The organism is Bacteroides sp. B1-V-101 (assembly GCF_023656585.1).
In the GTDB taxonomy this organism is placed as follows: Bacteria; Bacteroidota; Bacteroidia; order Bacteroidales; family Bacteroidaceae; genus Bacteroides; species Bacteroides thetaiotaomicron.
This window is the reverse complement of record NZ_JAMOKH010000050.1, coordinates 1-17,068: the sequence shown is the minus strand read 5'-3', so window position 1 is coordinate 17,068 and position 17,068 is coordinate 1. Positions and strand designations below refer to the sequence as shown.

At 45.3% G+C, this 17,068-nt stretch carries 9 protein-coding genes; all 9 read left to right on the top strand.

Annotated elements, in window-relative coordinates; all coding sequences use genetic code 11:
* Window positions 1-143 precede the first annotated feature (143 nt).
* The 9 genes from NBH01_RS23530 to NBH01_RS23490 all read left to right on the top strand — a co-directional run bounded on the left by NBH01_RS23530 (window position 144) and on the right by NBH01_RS23490 (window position 16,666).
* Window positions 144-1,406, top strand: a complete 1,263-nt coding sequence (locus NBH01_RS23530) for a glycoside hydrolase family 76 protein (RefSeq protein ID WP_225679905.1) — start codon at window positions 144-146, stop codon at window positions 1,404-1,406.
* A 56-nt stretch (window positions 1,407-1,462) separates the two neighbouring features.
* Window positions 1,463-3,628 carry a hypothetical protein gene (locus tag NBH01_RS23525; protein WP_225679907.1) on the top strand — a complete coding sequence of 722 codons (2,166 nt, stop codon included), beginning with the start codon at window positions 1,463-1,465 and terminating at the stop codon, window positions 3,626-3,628.
* Window positions 3,629-3,657: 29 nt separating this feature from the next.
* Window positions 3,658-6,135, top strand: coding sequence for a glutaminase domain-containing protein (locus tag NBH01_RS23520; RefSeq protein ID WP_225679910.1), 2,478 nt, complete (start codon window positions 3,658-3,660; stop codon window positions 6,133-6,135).
* A 12-nt stretch (window positions 6,136-6,147) separates the two neighbouring features.
* Window positions 6,148-8,439 (top strand): GH92 family glycosyl hydrolase, encoded by a 2,292-nt coding sequence (locus NBH01_RS23515; RefSeq protein WP_022472144.1) that lies wholly within the window; start codon window positions 6,148-6,150, stop codon window positions 8,437-8,439.
* 48 nt (window positions 8,440-8,487) lie between these two features.
* Entirely contained in the window at window positions 8,488-9,906 is a 1,419-nt protein-coding gene (locus tag NBH01_RS23510) for a glycoside hydrolase family 125 protein (protein WP_225679928.1), read from the top strand.
* Window positions 9,907-9,915: 9 nt separating this feature from the next.
* Window positions 9,916-11,049: an aldose epimerase family protein gene (locus NBH01_RS23505; protein ID WP_072067083.1), complete on the top strand. Its 1,134-nt coding sequence runs from the start codon at window positions 9,916-9,918 to the stop codon at window positions 11,047-11,049.
* A 131-nt stretch (window positions 11,050-11,180) separates the two neighbouring features.
* Window positions 11,181-13,196: a glycoside hydrolase domain-containing protein gene (locus NBH01_RS23500; protein WP_225679912.1), complete on the top strand. Its 2,016-nt coding sequence runs from the start codon at window positions 11,181-11,183 to the stop codon at window positions 13,194-13,196.
* Between the two features lie 58 nt (window positions 13,197-13,254).
* Window positions 13,255-15,318, top strand: a complete 2,064-nt coding sequence (locus NBH01_RS23495) for a beta-L-arabinofuranosidase domain-containing protein (RefSeq protein ID WP_225679914.1) — start codon at window positions 13,255-13,257, stop codon at window positions 15,316-15,318.
* Window positions 15,319-15,532: 214 nt separating this feature from the next.
* Window positions 15,533-16,666 carry an aldose epimerase family protein gene (locus NBH01_RS23490; RefSeq protein WP_132059730.1) on the top strand — a complete coding sequence of 378 codons (1,134 nt, stop codon included), beginning with the start codon at window positions 15,533-15,535 and terminating at the stop codon, window positions 16,664-16,666.
* The last annotated feature ends 402 nt before the right edge of the window (window positions 16,667-17,068 follow it).

The following is a 17,068-nucleotide window of genomic DNA, read 5'->3' as shown; positions in this document are numbered from 1 at the left end:
ATTTATATATATACGCTGTTATCTGATACTTTAAAAGGGCGTTTTGGTCTGTATTTGTTCTTTATTGAATAGAGATTATCGTTCTTTTTCGTCTATTTCTGCAATCTTTGTAACAGGAAAAATATTAAAACTTATCAACTATCATGAAAAGCAAAATTCTTTTGGCGGTAGCTTTACTGCTGGCGATATCAACTACTACTGTATGGGCGGCTGATAGCTCAGAAAAAACGAACCAGAAGACAGGGTCTTACACCAATGAAGATGTATGGGCGGCATACGAAGGATTTAATAATACGCTGCTCGACCCGGATAAATATATCTATAAGACAACTTCATCCTATGAACAGGCGGTAGACCGTGGTCATGGCGCAGCGGCTATCTGGTGCCAGCCTATTTACTGGGATATGTCAATGAACGCCTATAAACTGGCGAAGGCTCAGAAAGATAAAAAGAAAAGAGGCTATTACAAAGAGCTCTGCGAAAAGATATTTGCTGGAAATAAAGCCCAATATTGTCACTTTGATTTCGATAATAATAATGAAAATACCGGATGGTTTATCTATGATGATATCATGTGGTGGACGATCTCTTTGGCACGTGCATACGAACTCTTTGGTGTGGATGAATACCTGAAACTGTCTGAAGAGAGCTTCAGCCGTGTATGGTACGGTTCTAAGAAAGTAGGCGATACAGGATCATATGACAAAGAGAACGGAGGGATGTTCTGGCAATGGCAGCCGATCCATAATCCCAAGCCGAACAGACCGGGTGACGGAAAGATGGCTTGTATCAATTTTCCTACCGTGGTAGCAGCACTTACACTATACAATAATGTTCCGAAGAAGAGAAAAGAATCAACCGAAGAATCACCCAAGTATCAGACAAGAGAACAGTATTTGGCTAAAGGTAAAGAGATTTATGAATGGGGAGTAGAAAACCTGTTGGACAAGAAGACGGGACGGATAGCTGATAGTCGTCATGGCAATGGTAATCCAGCCTGGAAAGCGCATGTATATAATCAAGCTACCTTTATCGGTGCTTCCGTATTGCTTTACAAGGCGACTAAAGAAAAACGCTACCTGGATAATGCAATCCTTGCAGCAGACTATACAGTCAATGAAATGTCTGCGAAGCATAACCTGCTGCCCTTTGAAAGAGGAATCGAGCAAGGTATCTATACGGCTATTTTTGCAGAATACATAGCTATGCTGGTATACGACTGCGGACAAACACAATATATCCCGTTCCTGAAACGTAATATCGAATCCGGTTGGGCAAACAGGGATAAGACACGTAATGTATGTGGTGGAGAATATGAGAAAGTATTACCGGCCGGTGCTGAGATAGACAGCTACTCGGCTTCCGGTATACCGGCATTGATGCTTCTGTTTCCGGCAGAAAAATAATCCGAAGAGAAACGGGGTAACGACCAGATATAGAAATGAAAATACACCTGAATATCATGAACAATAAACATTTGCTGATTGCTCTCGGCTTGCTTCTTGCCTGCAATCATGCTACTTATGCGCAAAAAGGAAAAAGCAAAGAAGCAAAGACCACGTTTCAGACTGCTGAACCCTGGAAACCCGAAACAGACGTACGTGCTGATGCCACGATGGTATATGGTACACTGGATAAGCCCGGAGTAACTTTTGAACAACGCATTCAGTCATGGAGAGACAAAGGTTATCTGACGGAATTTATGACCGGAGTTGCCTGGGGAGACTACAAGGACTACTTTCTGGGGAAATGGGATGGAGTAGACGGACATCTGAAAGAAGGACAGCGCGACCGTAATGGAAATGAAATAGCTCATGGTCATCTGATCCCTTATATCGTACCTACCGAAAGTTTTATCCGCTATATGCAGGAAACACAGATCAAACGGGTGATAGACGCCGGGATAACATCCATATATCTGGAAGAACCGGAGTTCTGGATGCGTGGCGGATATAGCGAAGCTTTTAAATCCGAATGGCAGAAATATTATAATTTCCCCTGGAGAGCTCAGCACGAATCTCCCGAAAACACATACCTTTCCAACAAACTGAAATATCATCTGTACTATAATGCGCTGGATAAGATATTCACTTATGCCAAAGAATACGGAAAATCGAAAGGACTGGACATCAAATGTTATGTGCCGACGCATTCTTTGATTAATTATACTTCTTGGCAGATTGTAAGTCCGGAAGCCAGCCTGGCTTCATTGGATTGTGTAGACGGCTACATTGCCCAGGTATGGACAGGGACTGCCCGCGAACCGAATTTCTATAACGGCGTGCAGAAAGAACGTGTATTCGAGAACGCGTTTCTGGAATACGGGTGTATGAAGTCGATGACTGCACCGCTGAACCGGAAAATGTATTTCCTGACAGACCCGATCGAAGACCGTGCGAAAGACTGGCTGGACTATAAAATCAACTATCAGGCCACTTTTGCAGCACAGTTGATGTATCCTATGGTAGATACCTACGAAGTAATGCCTTGGCCGGACCGTATCTATCAGGGACTGTACCGGATAGCGGGAACGGATCAGAAAGAACGCATTCCCCGTTCTTACTCCACCCAGATGCAGACAATGATTAATACGCTGAATGATATCCGTACTTCCGATAAAAAGATTACAGGTACACAGGGCATCGGCGTACTGATGGCAAACTCACTAATGTTTCAACGTTTTCCTAATCATAACGGTTACGATGATCCGCAATTTTCCAGTTTCTACGGACAAACTTTGCCTCTGTTGAAGCGTGGTATTCCGGTAGAGCTGGTACACATGGAAAATACTCCTTTCAAAGAAACATTCAAAGGACTCCACATACTTGTCATGTCTTATTCAAACATGAAACCGATGAAACCGGAATATCACAACTATCTGGCTGATTGGGTGAAGAAAGGCGGAGTACTTATCTATTGTGGAGAAGATATCGACCCTTACCAAACGGTACTGGAATGGTGGAATACAGAAGGAAATGGATATAAAGCGCCTTCGGAACACCTGTTCGAGAAGATGAATCTGTCCCGTAATCCGGGTGAAGGAACTTACCACTATGGTAAAGGAACGGTGATTGTGATGCGTGAAGACCCCAAACATTTTGTTTTGAAAGCCGGAAACGATCAGAAATATTTTGAAACGATCGCATCTGCTTATCAGGAAAAGCAAGGGATAGAGATAGAAACCAAGAACAGCTTCATTGTAGAACGTGGCCCATATACCATTGCTGCTGTCATGGACGAAAGCGTTTCCAAAGAGCCACTGACGTTATCCGGATTATATATCGACCTGTTCGACAAAGATCTGCCGGTACTGACTTCCAAACAAATCCAACCGGGTGAACAGGGGTATCTTTATGATCTGAATAAAGTATCCAATAAAATAAAAGCAAAAGTACTCTGTGGAGCTTCTCGTATCTATGATGAGAAAGTGGGCAAACAAAGTTACTCCTTTGTAGCCAAAAGTCCGATAAATACAACGAATGTATCAAGAGTCCTCTTGCCTCGTAAACCAGAGAAAATACGTGTGAATGGAAAAGAGGAACAACCGGAATGGGATGAATCATCCAAAACTCTTCTGTTGAGTTTCGAGAACGATCCTGCCGGTGTGAATGTGTCAATAGAATGGTAAATAGATAAAATAAAACAGGTAATTAAATTATGAAACAACAACTGATGACGCTGTTGCTGGGAGCAGCCTCTGTACTTTGTAGCTGTGGGACCCAGATGGAACAGCATGTGAAGAGCGAGTTGCGTGCTCCGGCTTATCCGCTGGTGAGCATAGACCCGTACACCAGTGCCTGGTCTTTCACGGACAATTTATATGATGGTTCGGTGAAACACTGGACCGGTAAAGATTTCCCTTTAATCGGTGTGGCTAAAGTCGACGGACAGACTTACCGCTTTATGGGAACGGAAGAACTGGAATTGAGACCTTTGGTGAAAACTTCGGAACAAGGTAACTGGACAGGAAAATATACAATTCAGCAACCTGCCGACGGATGGCAAAATGTCGGCTTCAATGATGCTGCCTGGAAAGAAGGTGAAGGTGCCTTCGGAACCATGGAGAACGAACATGTAGCCAAGACCCAGTGGGGTGAAGAATTTATCTGGGTACGTCGTGTCGCTGATATTCAGGAAGACTTGACTGGTAAGAATGTATATCTGGAATATTCTCATGATGATGATGTGATTATTTATATCAACGGAGTGAAGGTGGTAGACACAGGAAACGCTTGTAAGAAGCACGTACAGGTGAAGTTGTCGGAAGAAGTGGTAGCGTCCCTGAAAAAGGGAGAAAACTTGATTGCCGCTTATTGTCACAACCGTGGAGCAAATGGCTTGCTGGATTTTGGTTTGCTGGTAGAATTGGATAATAACCGTTACTTCAATCAGACTGCACAGCAGACTTCTGCCGATGTTCAACCTATGCAGACTTATTATAACTTCACTTGTGGTCCGGTAGACTTGAATTTGACATTTACGGCACCCCTGTTTATGGATAACCTGGACTTGATGGCACGCCCTGTCAACTATATTTCTTATGAAGTCATTTCTAACGACGGACAGGCGCACCAAGTTGAACTCTATTTTGAAGCTGCTCCTCAATGGGCACTCGATCTGCCTCATCAGGAATCCGTAGCCGACAGCTTTACTGACGGTGATCTGTTGTTCCTGCGCACCGGCAGCCGTAATCAGGACATCCTGAAAAAGAAAGGTGACGATGTACGTATTGACTGGGGACACTTCTACCTGGCTGCTGAAAAAGAGAACAGCACTTATGCTATCGGTGACGGAAAGAAACTTCGCCAAAGCTTTACAGAGAACAAGCTGGAAGCTCCTACCACCAATGGTTATGACAAACTGGCGCTGGTTCGCTCACTGGGTGAAACAAAGAAAGCGAACGGACACCTGCTGATCGGTTACGATGATATTTACTCTATCCAGTACTTTGGTGAAAACCTCCGTCCTTACTGGAATCGTACAGGCAGTGAAACAATCGTATCGCAATTCCAGAAAGCAGAACAGGAATACAAGACTCAAATGAAAAATTGTGCAGCTTTCGATAATAAACTGATGACAGAGGCCGAAGCGGCCGGCGGACGCAAGTATGCCGAACTTTGCGCTCTGGCTTATCGTCAGGCATTAGCTGCCCATAAACTGGTACAAGCTCCGAATGGTGACCTGGTATTCCTTTCCAAAGAAAATTTCAGTAATGGTTCCATCGGAACAGTCGATCTGACTTATCCGGGAGCTCCGTTGCTTCTGCTTTACAATCCGGAACTGGTCAAAGCTACCATGAACCATATCTTCTATTATAGTGAAAGCGGAAAATGGACCAAACCGTTTGCTGCTCACGACGTAGGTACATATCCGCTGGCTAACGGCCAGACTTACGGAGGCGATATGCCGATCGAAGAATCCGGCAATATGGTAGTCCTTGCTGCAGCGATTGCTGCTGTAGAAGGAAATGCCGACTACGCACAAAAGCATTGGGAAACTCTGACAACCTGGACGGATTATCTGGTTGAGTACGGTCTTGATCCGGAGAACCAACTTTGTACGGATGACTTTGCCGGACACTTTGCGCACAATGCCAATCTTTCTATCAAGGCTATCATGGGTATTGCTTCTTACGGCTACATGGCAGATATGCTGGGCAAAAAAGACGTTGCTGAAAAGTACACGAAGAAGGCGAAAGAAATGGCTGCCGAATGGGTGAAGATGGCGGATGACGGCGACCACTACCGTCTGACATTCGACAAACCGGGAACCTGGAGCCAGAAGTATAATCTGGTGTGGGACAAATTGCTGAAACTACAGATTTTCCCGGAAAAAGTTGCTGAGACAGAAATTGCTTATTATCTTACGAAGCAAAATAAATACGGCCTTCCGCTGGATAACCGTGAAACTTATACCAAGACTGACTGGATCATGTGGACAGCTACCATGGCACAGGACAAAGCTACTTTCGAGAAGTTTATTGAACCGGTATATCTGTTTATGGATGAAACGACTACCCGCGTTCCGATGTCCGACTGGGTATTTACGGACAATCCGATTCAGAGAGGTTTCCAGGCGCGTTCCGTAGTTGGCGGCTATTTTATAAAGATGCTTGAAGAAAAACTAACTAAATAAAACAAGAACACCATGAAAAAACTCGCTCTATTAGCTTTTACTTTATTTAGTGCGTGGAATATGGATGCTAAAACGATTACCGGACCAGTGGACTATGTCAGTCCGCTGGTAGGTACTCAGTCCAAGCACGCCTTATCTACCGGAAACACTTATCCCGCTATCGCCCTTCCCTGGGGAATGAACTTTTGGGTTCCCCAGACCGGAAAAATGGGGGATGGCTGGGCATATACCTATGATGCCGATAAAATCAGAGGTTTTAAACAAACCCACCAGCCCAGCCCCTGGATCAATGATTACGGTCAGTTCTCCATCATGCCGATTACCGGTAAAGCCGTTTTCGATCAGGATCAGCGTGCCAGCTGGTTCTCGCATAAAGCAGAAACGGCTACTCCTTACTATTACAAAGTATACCTTGCCGACCATGATGTAGTAACCGAGATTGCTCCGACAGAAAGAGCGGCAGCATTCCGCTTCACTTTCCCTGAGAACGATCACTCTTATGTGGTTGTAGATGCTTTCGACAACGGTTCGTTTGTGAAAGTCATCCCTTCGGAAAACAAGATTATCGGTTATACGACCAAGAACAGCGGCGGTGTTCCTGCAAACTTCAAGAATTACTTCGTACTGGAGTTTGACAAGCCTTTTACTTATACGGCAGCTGTTGCCAATGGTAACATCGATACCAATAAACTGGAAGCCAACGATAAGCATGCCGGCGCATTGATCGGCTTTAAAACCCGTAAAGGCGAACAGGTAAATGTACGTGTAGCTTCTTCTTTCATCAGCCCCGAACAGGCGGAACTGAACTTGAAAGAGTTGGGCAAAGATAACATAGACCAGATTGCGGCAAAAGGCCGTAAGGTATGGAACGACGTTTTGGGACGTATCGAAGTGGAAGATGATGATATCGACCATTTGCGTACTTTCTACTCCTGCCTGTATCGTTCGGTACTTTTCCCCAGAAGTTTCTACGAAATAGACGCGAAAGGAGATATCGTTCACTACAGTCCTTATAATGGTGAAATACTTCCCGGCTATATGTTTACCGATACCGGTTTTTGGGATACTTTCCGTTGTCTTTTCCCTTTCCTGAACCTGATGTATCCGTCTATGAACATGAAGATGCAGGAAGGATTGGTAAATACCTACAAAGAAAGCGGCTTCCTGCCGGAATGGGCAAGCCCGGGACACAGAGGCTGTATGGTTGGCAACAATTCGGCTTCGGTAGTTGCAGATGCTTACCTGAAAGGTCTGAAAGGATATGATATCGAAACCCTTTGGGAAGCTGTAAAGCACGGAGCTAATGCGGTACATCCGCAGGTTTCTTCTACCGGACGTCTGGGCTATGACTACTACAATAAGCTCGGTTATGTTCCTTACAACGTAGGCATCAATGAAAATGCAGCCCGCACACTGGAGTATGCATACAATGACTGGTGTATCTATCAGCTGGGTAAGGCCTTGAACAAGCCTAAAAAGGAAATTGAGATCTTTGCAAAGAGAGCCATGAACTATAAGAATCTGTATGATCCCGAACATAAACTGATGCGCGGCAAGAATGAGGATGGCAAATTCCAGTCTCCGTTCAACCCGTTGAAGTGGGGAGACGCTTTCACCGAAGGAAACAGCTGGCATTATACCTGGTCCGTATTCCATGATCCTCAGGGATTGATCGACCTGATGGGCGGAAAAGACGGCTTCAACCAGATGATGGACTCTGTATTTATCCTGCCTCCTGTCTTTGACGACAGCTATTATGGCGGTGTCATCCACGAAATCCGTGAGATGCAGATTATGAATATGGGTAACTATGCACACGGTAACCAGCCTATCCAGCATATGCTGTATATGTACAACTACTCCGGTCAGCCGTGGAAAGCGCAGCACTGGATTCGTGAAGTGATGGATAAGCTTTATACTCCTGCTCCCGACGGTTATTGTGGTGATGAGGACAACGGCCAGACTTCTGCGTGGTATGTGTTCTCTGCCATGGGCTTCTATCCGGTATGTCCGGGTACGGATGAGTATATTCTCGGTACTCCTTACTTCAAACAGATGAAGCTGCATCTTGAAAATGGAAAGACAGTAACCATCTCCGCTCCAAATAACGGAGACGACAAACGTTATATCTCTTCCATGACCTTGAACGGCAAAGACCATACAAAGAACTACGTGACTCACGAGGACCTTATGAACGGTGCTTCCATCACTTTCAAGATGGATTCCAAACCCAATGAGCAGCGTGGTACCAAAGAAACCGATTTCCCTTATTCTTTCTCCAACGAATTTAAAAAGAAAAAGTAATTTATGAAGAAGCAAGTAAAATATATCAGTGCGGGTATGCTGGCAGGCATGCTCCTTTGTGGCGGTCAGATGCAGGCTGCAAATACGATGTCCGGAATGCATGTATGTGTGACGGACGCTATTCAGAAAGACAATCGTCCGGAAGTTTCCAAACGTCTTTTCCGTTCGAATGCGGTAGAAAAGGAAATCATCCGTGTGCAGAAACTTCTGAAAAACGAGAAACTGGCATGGATGTTCGCAAACTGTTTCCCCAATACCATCGACACTACCGTACACTTCCGCAAAGGCGCGGATGGCAAACCGGACACATTCGTTTATACGGGCGACATTCACGCAATGTGGCTTCGTGATTCGGGTGCGCAGGTATGGCCGTATGTGCAGTTGGCAAACTCCGATCCCGAACTGAAAGAGATGCTGGCAGGTGTTATCCTCCGCCAGTTCAAATGTATCAATATCGATCCGTATGCAAACGCATTTAATGACGGTGCCGTTGAAGACAATCACTGGATGAGTGACCTGACCGATATGAAGCCGGAACTGCACGAACGTAAATGGGAAATCGATTCACTTTGCTACCCGCTGCGTCTGGCTTATCACTACTGGAAAACAACCGGAGATGCCAGCATCTTCTCAGAAGAATGGATTCAGGCTATCACCAATGTGCTGAAAACATTCAAGGAACAACAACGCAAAGACGGAGTTGCCCCGTATAAATTCCAGCGTAAGACAGAACGTGCATTGGATACATTGAATAATGACGGACTCGGAGCACCTGTGAAACCGGTAGGTTTGATCGTCTCCTGCTTCCGTCCTTCGGATGATGCGACGACTCTTCAATATCTGGTACCTTCCAATTTCTTTGCCGTATCTTCATTGCGCAAAGCAGCCGAAATACTTGATAAGGTAAATAAGAAGACTGCTTTGGCTAAGGAATGCAAAGACCTGGCAAAGGAAGTAGAGACAGCATTGAAGAAATATGCGGTATACAACCACCCGAAATATGGTAAAATCTATGCTTTTGAGGTAGACGGCTTCGGAAATCACTTCCTGATGGATGATGCCAATGTACCGAGCCTGCTTGCCATGCCTTATCTGGGTGATGTAGATGTAAACGATCCTATCTATCAGAATACCCGTAAATTCGTGTGGAGCGAAGACAATCCTTACTTCTTCAAAGGCAAGGCAGGCGAAGGTATCGGCGGACCGCATATCGGTTATGATATGGTGTGGCCGATGAGTATCATGATGAAAGCCTTCACCAGCAAGGATGATGCGGAAATCAAAACCTGTATCAAAATGCTGATGGATACCGATGCCGGAACAGGCTTTATGCACGAATCTTTCCACAAAGACGATCCGAAGAACTTCACCCGTGCCTGGTTTGCCTGGCAGAATACGCTTTTCGGAGAACTGATTCTTAAGTTGGTCAACGAAGGCAAAGTAGATTTATTGAATAGTATCAATTAATAGAATACCATGAAAAAGTTATGTGTATGGGCAGTTGCCGCCCTCTTAATGGCAGCTTGTACACCGAAAGCCGAGAAAACAACGGATTCCGGTTTATTGCAAAGTAACTTCCAGATGGAAGTGGATGGAAAGAAAACAGATTTGTATACCTTGCGCAACAAGAACAACATGGAAGTTTGTGTAACGAACTTCGGTGGTCGTATTGTTTCAGTGATGGTACCCGACAAGGACGGACAGATGCGTGATGTAGTGCTCGGCTTCGATTCGATTCAGGATTATGTCAGCAAGCCTTCGGACTTCGGAGCAAGCATCGGCCGTTATGCTAACCGTATCAACCAAGGTCGATTTACTTTGGACGGTACTGAGTATCAGTTGCCTCAGAATAATTACGGTCACTGCCTGCATGGCGGTCCGCAAGGATTCCAGTACCGTGTGTTTGATGCCGTTCAGCCGAATCCGCAAGAACTGGAATTGACTTACATGGCAGAAGATGGCGAAGAAGGTTTCCCGGGAAATATCACTTGTAAAGTGTTGATGAAGCTGACAGACGATAATGCGATCGATATCCGTTACGAAGCGGAAACTGACAAGCCGACCATTGTGAATATGACTAACCACTCTTACTTCAATCTTGACGGAGACGCAGCCCGTAATGAGGCGCATCTGCTGACAATTGATGCTGACTATTATACTCCGGTAGACAGTACCTTCATGACTACAGGCGAGATCGCTCCGGTTGAAGGAACTCCGATGGACTTCCGCACTCCGACTCCGGTAGGCGCACGTATCAATGACTACGATTTCGTACAGTTGAAGAATGGTAACGGTTACGATCATAACTGGGTATTGAATACCAAGGGCGACATTACCCGTAAGTGTGCTACTCTCGAATCACCGCTGACTGGTATCGTACTCGATGTATATACTAACGAACCGGGTATTCAGGTATATGCAGGAAACTTCCTGGATGGTTCGTTGACCGGAAAGAAAGGTATCACTTACAACCAGCGTGCTTCCGTATGTCTCGAAACTCAGAAGTATCCCGATACTCCGAACAAACCGGAATGGCCTTCGGCAGTACTTCGTCCGGGCGAGAAATATATGAGTCAGTGTATCTTTAAGTTCTCTGTAAACAAGAATTAAAGATAAGTTATATCATTAGTTAACCCAGGGGTGACTAAGAAGTCGGTGCTATCTCCAATCTCCTCCTTCCCGAAGGAGGAGATTGGAGATACTACCAACTTTTTAATCAGTCCAGATACTATTTTAGAAGCATGAAAAACAACCGAAGCAGATGGTATGCCCTTCTTTTAGTCGTATTATCTATCATGACACCGTCAGTTGCACAAAATACAAAGTATGTCAACTTGTTTATCGGTACTTCCGGTGATAACGGACAGGTAGCTCCGGGCGCTGCCGCTCCTTTCGGAATGGTTTGTGTGTGTCCGGATAATGATCCGCGTAGCCATGCCGGTTATGATTATGCAGTGACGAAAGTCTCCGGTATCTCTGTCAACCGCCTTTCCGGAGTGGGATGTAGCGGCGGAGGAGGAAACCTGCGCATTCGTCCGGTAGCTCCTTCACAGGAATTGCATATTAAAAAGTCCCGCGAGAAAGCAACTCCCGGATATTACTCGACAGCTTTTACCAATGGTATCAAAACTGAATTGACAGCGACCAACGCCATGGCGGTGGAACGCTATAAATTTCCCCGAAGCCTTTCCGCTGCCCTTTGGATAGACTTCGCCTCTACGTTTGAAGACGTAGCTACCTGCCATTATAAACGTATATCGGAAACTTGCATCGAAGGCTATGTACAGGCAAAGAACGTCTGCGGACATGGACGCTACAAACTCTATTTCTCCTTAAATACCAGCCATCCTTTCCAGTTGGAAGAACAGAAAGAGACGACTGCCTGCCTTACCTTTGGCAAAAAGGTACGTTCGGTGGAAGTCCGTATCGGACTGTCTGCGTTAAGTTCCGAACTGGCGAGCTGGGAATGTGCCCGTTGGGAAAAGATGGACTTCGAAGAAGTGAAATCCCGGACCGCTGATCAGTGGGAAAAACAATTGTCAGCTATCGACGTCAAAGGAGGCAAGAAAGATGACAGGGTCATTTTCTATACTTCCCTGTATCGTACTTACCTGAGTCCGGCGGATGTCAGTTCTCCGGACGGAGCTTATCTGGGTACGGATGGAAAAGTGTATATCTCAGAAGACTTCCGATATTACAGTAACTGGTCGTTATGGGATACCTTCCGCACTAAATTTCCTTTGTTGGTACTGACCGAACCTGCGAAGATGCGGGATATGGCGACTTCCCTGATTCATCTGTATGCAACGGGAAAGAAAGACTGGTCCACCGGATTCGAGTCTACCCCGACAGTACGTACGGAACATGCTGTGATTCTCTTGCTGGACGCTTACCGGAAAGGAATTACCAACCTTGATTTCCGTAAAGGATACGCTGGTATGAAGCAGGAAATGGAGCGGCTGCCCATGCGTTCGCCCGACCAGAAGATGGAATCGGCATATGACTTGTGGGCAATGGCAAGGATAGCGGAAATCATCGGTGAAAAGGCGGATTCCGAACAATACCGGCAACGTTCGGTCTCTCTTTTTGAAGAAACATGGAAAAAGGAATTTATGAATGTGACTCCCGCTTTTGAAGTGATGAAGAACAACGGACTCTATCAGGGAACCCGTTGGCAATACCGATGGGCGGCTCCACAATACATTGATAAAATGATAGAATGGGTAGGGCAGGACTCTCTTCGTTTGCAACTTACCTATTTCTTCGACCATCACCTTTATAATCAGGGAAACGAACCGGATATCCATGTTCCTTACCTGTTCAACCGACTTGGGGCACCGGAGAAAACCCAGCAGATAGTGCGCAGTCTGATGACCGAACCGATGATCCATAAATATGGAGGCAATTCGGAATTTAAGACTCCTTATCTGGGTAAAGCATTCAAGAATGCCCCCGAAGGGTATAGTCCCGAAATGGACGAAGATGACGGTACGATGAGCGCCTGGTACGTGTTCGGGGCAATGGGTTTCTACCCTCTGCTTGTGGGAGATGAATACTATGATCTGACCTCTCCGCTTTTCGACAGGGTACTGTTGCGGTTGACGAATGGAAACGTACTTACTATTCAGACAGAAGGACGGAAAAAGAAAGACGCACCGATCAAAAGCATCCATTTCAATGGGAAAAAGATTGCTGACTACCGTATATCTCACAATGAACTGATAAAAGGCGGAGAATTGATTTATAATTATAAATAAACCGAATTAAAACAAGGCTGACTAAAAAGTCGGTAGTATCTCCAAAAAAATATTCAAAATGAAACAGAAACGATCTTTTAAAATAGGTGTTGCGGGTACGCTGCTGACTGTCGGGTTACTGACAGCAGCTTTTACCACACGTACTGCCGGTGAGTCTGTAAGGGTGATGGACCGCCCCTACACAGAATCGACGAATGTGAATTATGTGAGCTATCGGGCCCCGCTTCGTCCGTTGAACTTTATTAAGCTGCCTGTCGGCAGCATCCAGCCGGAAGGCTGGGTAAAGAAGTACCTCGAACTGCAACGCGATGGGTTGACCGGACATCTGGGAGAAATCAGTGCCTGGCTGGAGAAAGATAATAACGCCTGGCTGACAACCGGTGGTGATCATGGCTGGGAAGAAGTACCTTACTGGCTGAAAGGTTATGGCAACCTTGCCTATATCCTGAATGACCCGAAGATGATTGCAGAAACAAAAACATGGATTGAAGGTGTATTTGCCAGTTGCCAGCCCGATGGATACTTCGGCCCTGTCAACGAACGGAACGGCAAACGTGAATTGTGGGCACAGATGATCATGCTCTGGTGTCTGCAATCTTATTATGAATATTCTCAGGATCAACGGGTTATTGACCTGATGACGAACTACTTCAAATGGCAGATGACTGTCCCCGACGATAAGCTTCTGGAAGACTATTGGGAAAACAGCCGTGGCGGTGACAACATCATCAGTATCTATTGGCTTTATAATCATACCGGAGATGCCTTCCTGCTGGACCTTGCCAAGAAGATTCACCGCAACACAGCCGACTGGACAAAATCAACCTCCCTGCCCAACTGGCACAATGTGAACATCGCCCAGTGTTTCCGCGAACCTGCCACTTATTATATGCAGACCGGAGATTCCGCTATGCTCAAAGCCTCTTATAATGTACATCATTTGATCCGTCGTACTTTTGGCCAGGTTCCGGGCGGTATGTTCGGTGCCGACGAGAATGCCCGTCTGGGATATATCGATCCTCGTCAGGGAGTGGAAACCTGCGGATTGGTGGAACAGATGGCTTCCGATGAAATCATGCTCTGCATGACAGGTGACCCGATGTGGGCTGAGCATTGCGAAGAAGTAGCTTTCAACTCTTATCCTGCCGCTGTGATGCCGGACTTCAAGGCTTTGCGCTACATCACTTGTCCGAATCATACTGTCAGTGACTCAAAGAACCATCATCCGGGTATTGACAACCGTGGTCCGTTCCTTTCCATGAATCCGTTCAGCAGCCGTTGCTGTCAGCATAACCATGCACAAGGCTGGCCTTATTTCTCGGAACATCTGATATTGGCAACTCCCGACAACGGTATTGCTGCCGCCATCTATGCTGCTTGCAAAGCAAAGATCAAAGTGGGTAATGGAAAAGAAATCGTCCTTCACGAAGAGACTAACTATCCTTTTGAAGAAGGCATCAAATTCACCGTTTCTACCGATGAAAAGGTCGATTTTCCGTTCTACCTCCGCATTCCTTCATGGACTGAAGGAGCCGAAGTGCGTGTCAACGGAAAGAAGATCAGTGTGAAACCCGTATCCGGTAAATACCTTTGTATCGAACGCGAATGGGCGGATGGTGATAAAGTAGAAATGATTCTTCCGATGTCTTTGTCCATGCGTACGTGGCAAGTCAATAAGAACAGTGTAAGTGTGGATTATGGTCCGTTGACTTTATCTCTGAAGATTGACGAGAAATATATAGAAAAAGACAGTCGTGAAACGGCTATCGGTGACTCCAAATGGCAGAAAGGTGCCGACCCGAAGAAGTGGCCTACCACTGAGATTTATGCTAACAGTCCCTGGAACTATTCGTTGGTATTGGATAAGAAAGAGCCTTTGAAGAACTTCAAAGTCGTTCGTAAGTCCTGGCCTGCTGATAACTTCCCGTTCACGGTGGCCAATGTGCCTTTGGAAGTGAAAGCTACCGGCCGGATGATCCCCGAATGGCAGATTGACGAAACCGGACTTTGCGGTGTATTGCCCGAAGAAGATGCGGTGAAAGGCGCTAAAGAAGAGATTACATTGATTCCGATGGGAGCGGCCCGGTTGAGAATATCGGCTTTCCCGAATACAAAGGAGTAACTGGTGATGGAATCAGTTTACTTGCATTTGCTATAAGATAAATCATTTTGATTTAGAAAGATATAAGTGTTTATGATTGCATCATTGGCGAAATGACTGATTTGTGCTATTATTTGGAAAGAATGTTGCCTCCAAACTATCAGAATTTCGCCAATTTTGCAATCTAAATAAAAGATGTTCGTTGAACTAATTTATAATAATACTTATATCAACCATGAAGAATTTAGCATTATGGGCTGTTTCTGCCCTTTTTGTAGCTGCTTGTACCCCGAAAGCCGAGCAACCAACCGACTCCGGCCTGTTAAAAACTAACTTCCAGACTGAAGTAGGTGGTAAGAAAACCGATCTGTACACCCTTCGTAACAAGAACAACATGGAAGTTTGTGTGACGAATTTTGGTGGACGCATTGTTTCTGTGATGGTCCCCGATAAAGACGGTAAGATGCAGGATGTAGTTTTAGGTTTCGATTCTATTCAGGATTATATCAGCAAACCTTCTGATTTTGGTGCCAGCATCGGTCGTTACGCAAACCGTATCAATCAAGGTCGATTCACATTGGACAGCATTGAATATCAGTTGCCTCAGAATAATTACGGTCATTGCCTGCATGGCGGTCCCAATGGATTCCAGTATCGTGTGTTTGACGCTGTGCAACCGAATCCGCAAGAAGTGGAACTGACTTATGTCGCTGCGGATGGCGAAGAAGGTTTCCCGGGTAACATTACCTGTAAAGTCCTGATGAAACTGACAGACGATAATGCAATTGATATCCGCTATGAAGCAGAAACGGATAAGCCGACTATCGTAAATATGACCAATCACTCTTATTTTAATCTCGATGGTGATGCAGCAAGCAATGCAGACCACTTGTTGATGGTGGATGCCGATTATTATACTCCGGTAGACAGCACATTCATGACAACCGGCGAGATTGTTCCGGTAGAAGGTACTCCGATGGATTTCCGCACTCCGACTCCGGTAGGGGCACGCATTAACGATTACGATTTTGTACAATTGAAGAATGGAAATGGTTATGACCATAACTGGGTATTGAATGCCAAAGGGGATATTTCCCGTAAATGTGCTTCACTCGAATCTCCCAAAACGGGTATCGTACTGGATGTATATACCAACGAACCGGGTGTTCAGGTATATGCCGGCAACTTTCTGGATGGTTCTCTGACAGGAAAGAAAGGTATCACATATAATCAGCGTGCTTCCGTATGTCTTGAAACTCAGAAGTATCCGGATACTCCGAACAAACCGGAATGGCCTTCGGCTGTGCTTCGCCCGGGAGAAAAATACATGAGTCAGTGTATCTTTAAATTTTCTGTAGATAAGGAATAATCTGCTCGCTCCCAAGAAATAAAAAAAAGATTTTAGTCTCACGGTCTCACTGTCTTTCTGTAAAGATCAGATAACTAGATGAATAATGAATGAGAGATACCTTCGGAGCAGGGTGTCTCTCATCGTTTTATCCCATAATATGCTCCCAAACAGTGTATCTCTCATCCTTTTTTAAGTTGTCTCTCATCATTCTTTCTGCTACAGACTACAGCTGTATTGATTTTACTTTACCTATCATTTGTATGTTGTGACACTTATGTCCTTAGCATATCTCCCTTACATTGTCTTACCCTGGATTTGGTTGACTACTATAAGTATCAACTAAAATGAATAAAAGATGAAAAAGAGTGACATGACCTTTAGTCCTTATCAGCTTGAACTTCTTGGCGATTTCTATCGTTC

Coding starts and splice junctions, on each gene's coding strand:
- NBH01_RS23520 (WP_225679910.1), top strand. CDS start 3,658: ATGAAACAACAACTGATGACGCTGTTGCTGGGAGCAGCCTCTGTACTT.
- NBH01_RS23490 (WP_132059730.1), top strand. CDS start 15,533: ATGAAGAATTTAGCATTATGGGCTGTTTCTGCCCTTTTTGTAGCTGCT.
- NBH01_RS23505 (WP_072067083.1), top strand. CDS start 9,916: ATGAAAAAGTTATGTGTATGGGCAGTTGCCGCCCTCTTAATGGCAGCT.
- NBH01_RS23530 (WP_225679905.1), top strand. CDS start 144: ATGAAAAGCAAAATTCTTTTGGCGGTAGCTTTACTGCTGGCGATATCA.
- NBH01_RS23495 (WP_225679914.1), top strand. CDS start 13,255: ATGAAACAGAAACGATCTTTTAAAATAGGTGTTGCGGGTACGCTGCTG.
- NBH01_RS23500 (WP_225679912.1), top strand. CDS start 11,181: ATGAAAAACAACCGAAGCAGATGGTATGCCCTTCTTTTAGTCGTATTA.
- NBH01_RS23510 (WP_225679928.1), top strand. CDS start 8,488: ATGCTCCTTTGTGGCGGTCAGATGCAGGCTGCAAATACGATGTCCGGA.
- NBH01_RS23525 (WP_225679907.1), top strand. CDS start 1,463: ATGAACAATAAACATTTGCTGATTGCTCTCGGCTTGCTTCTTGCCTGC.
- NBH01_RS23515 (WP_022472144.1), top strand. CDS start 6,148: ATGAAAAAACTCGCTCTATTAGCTTTTACTTTATTTAGTGCGTGGAAT.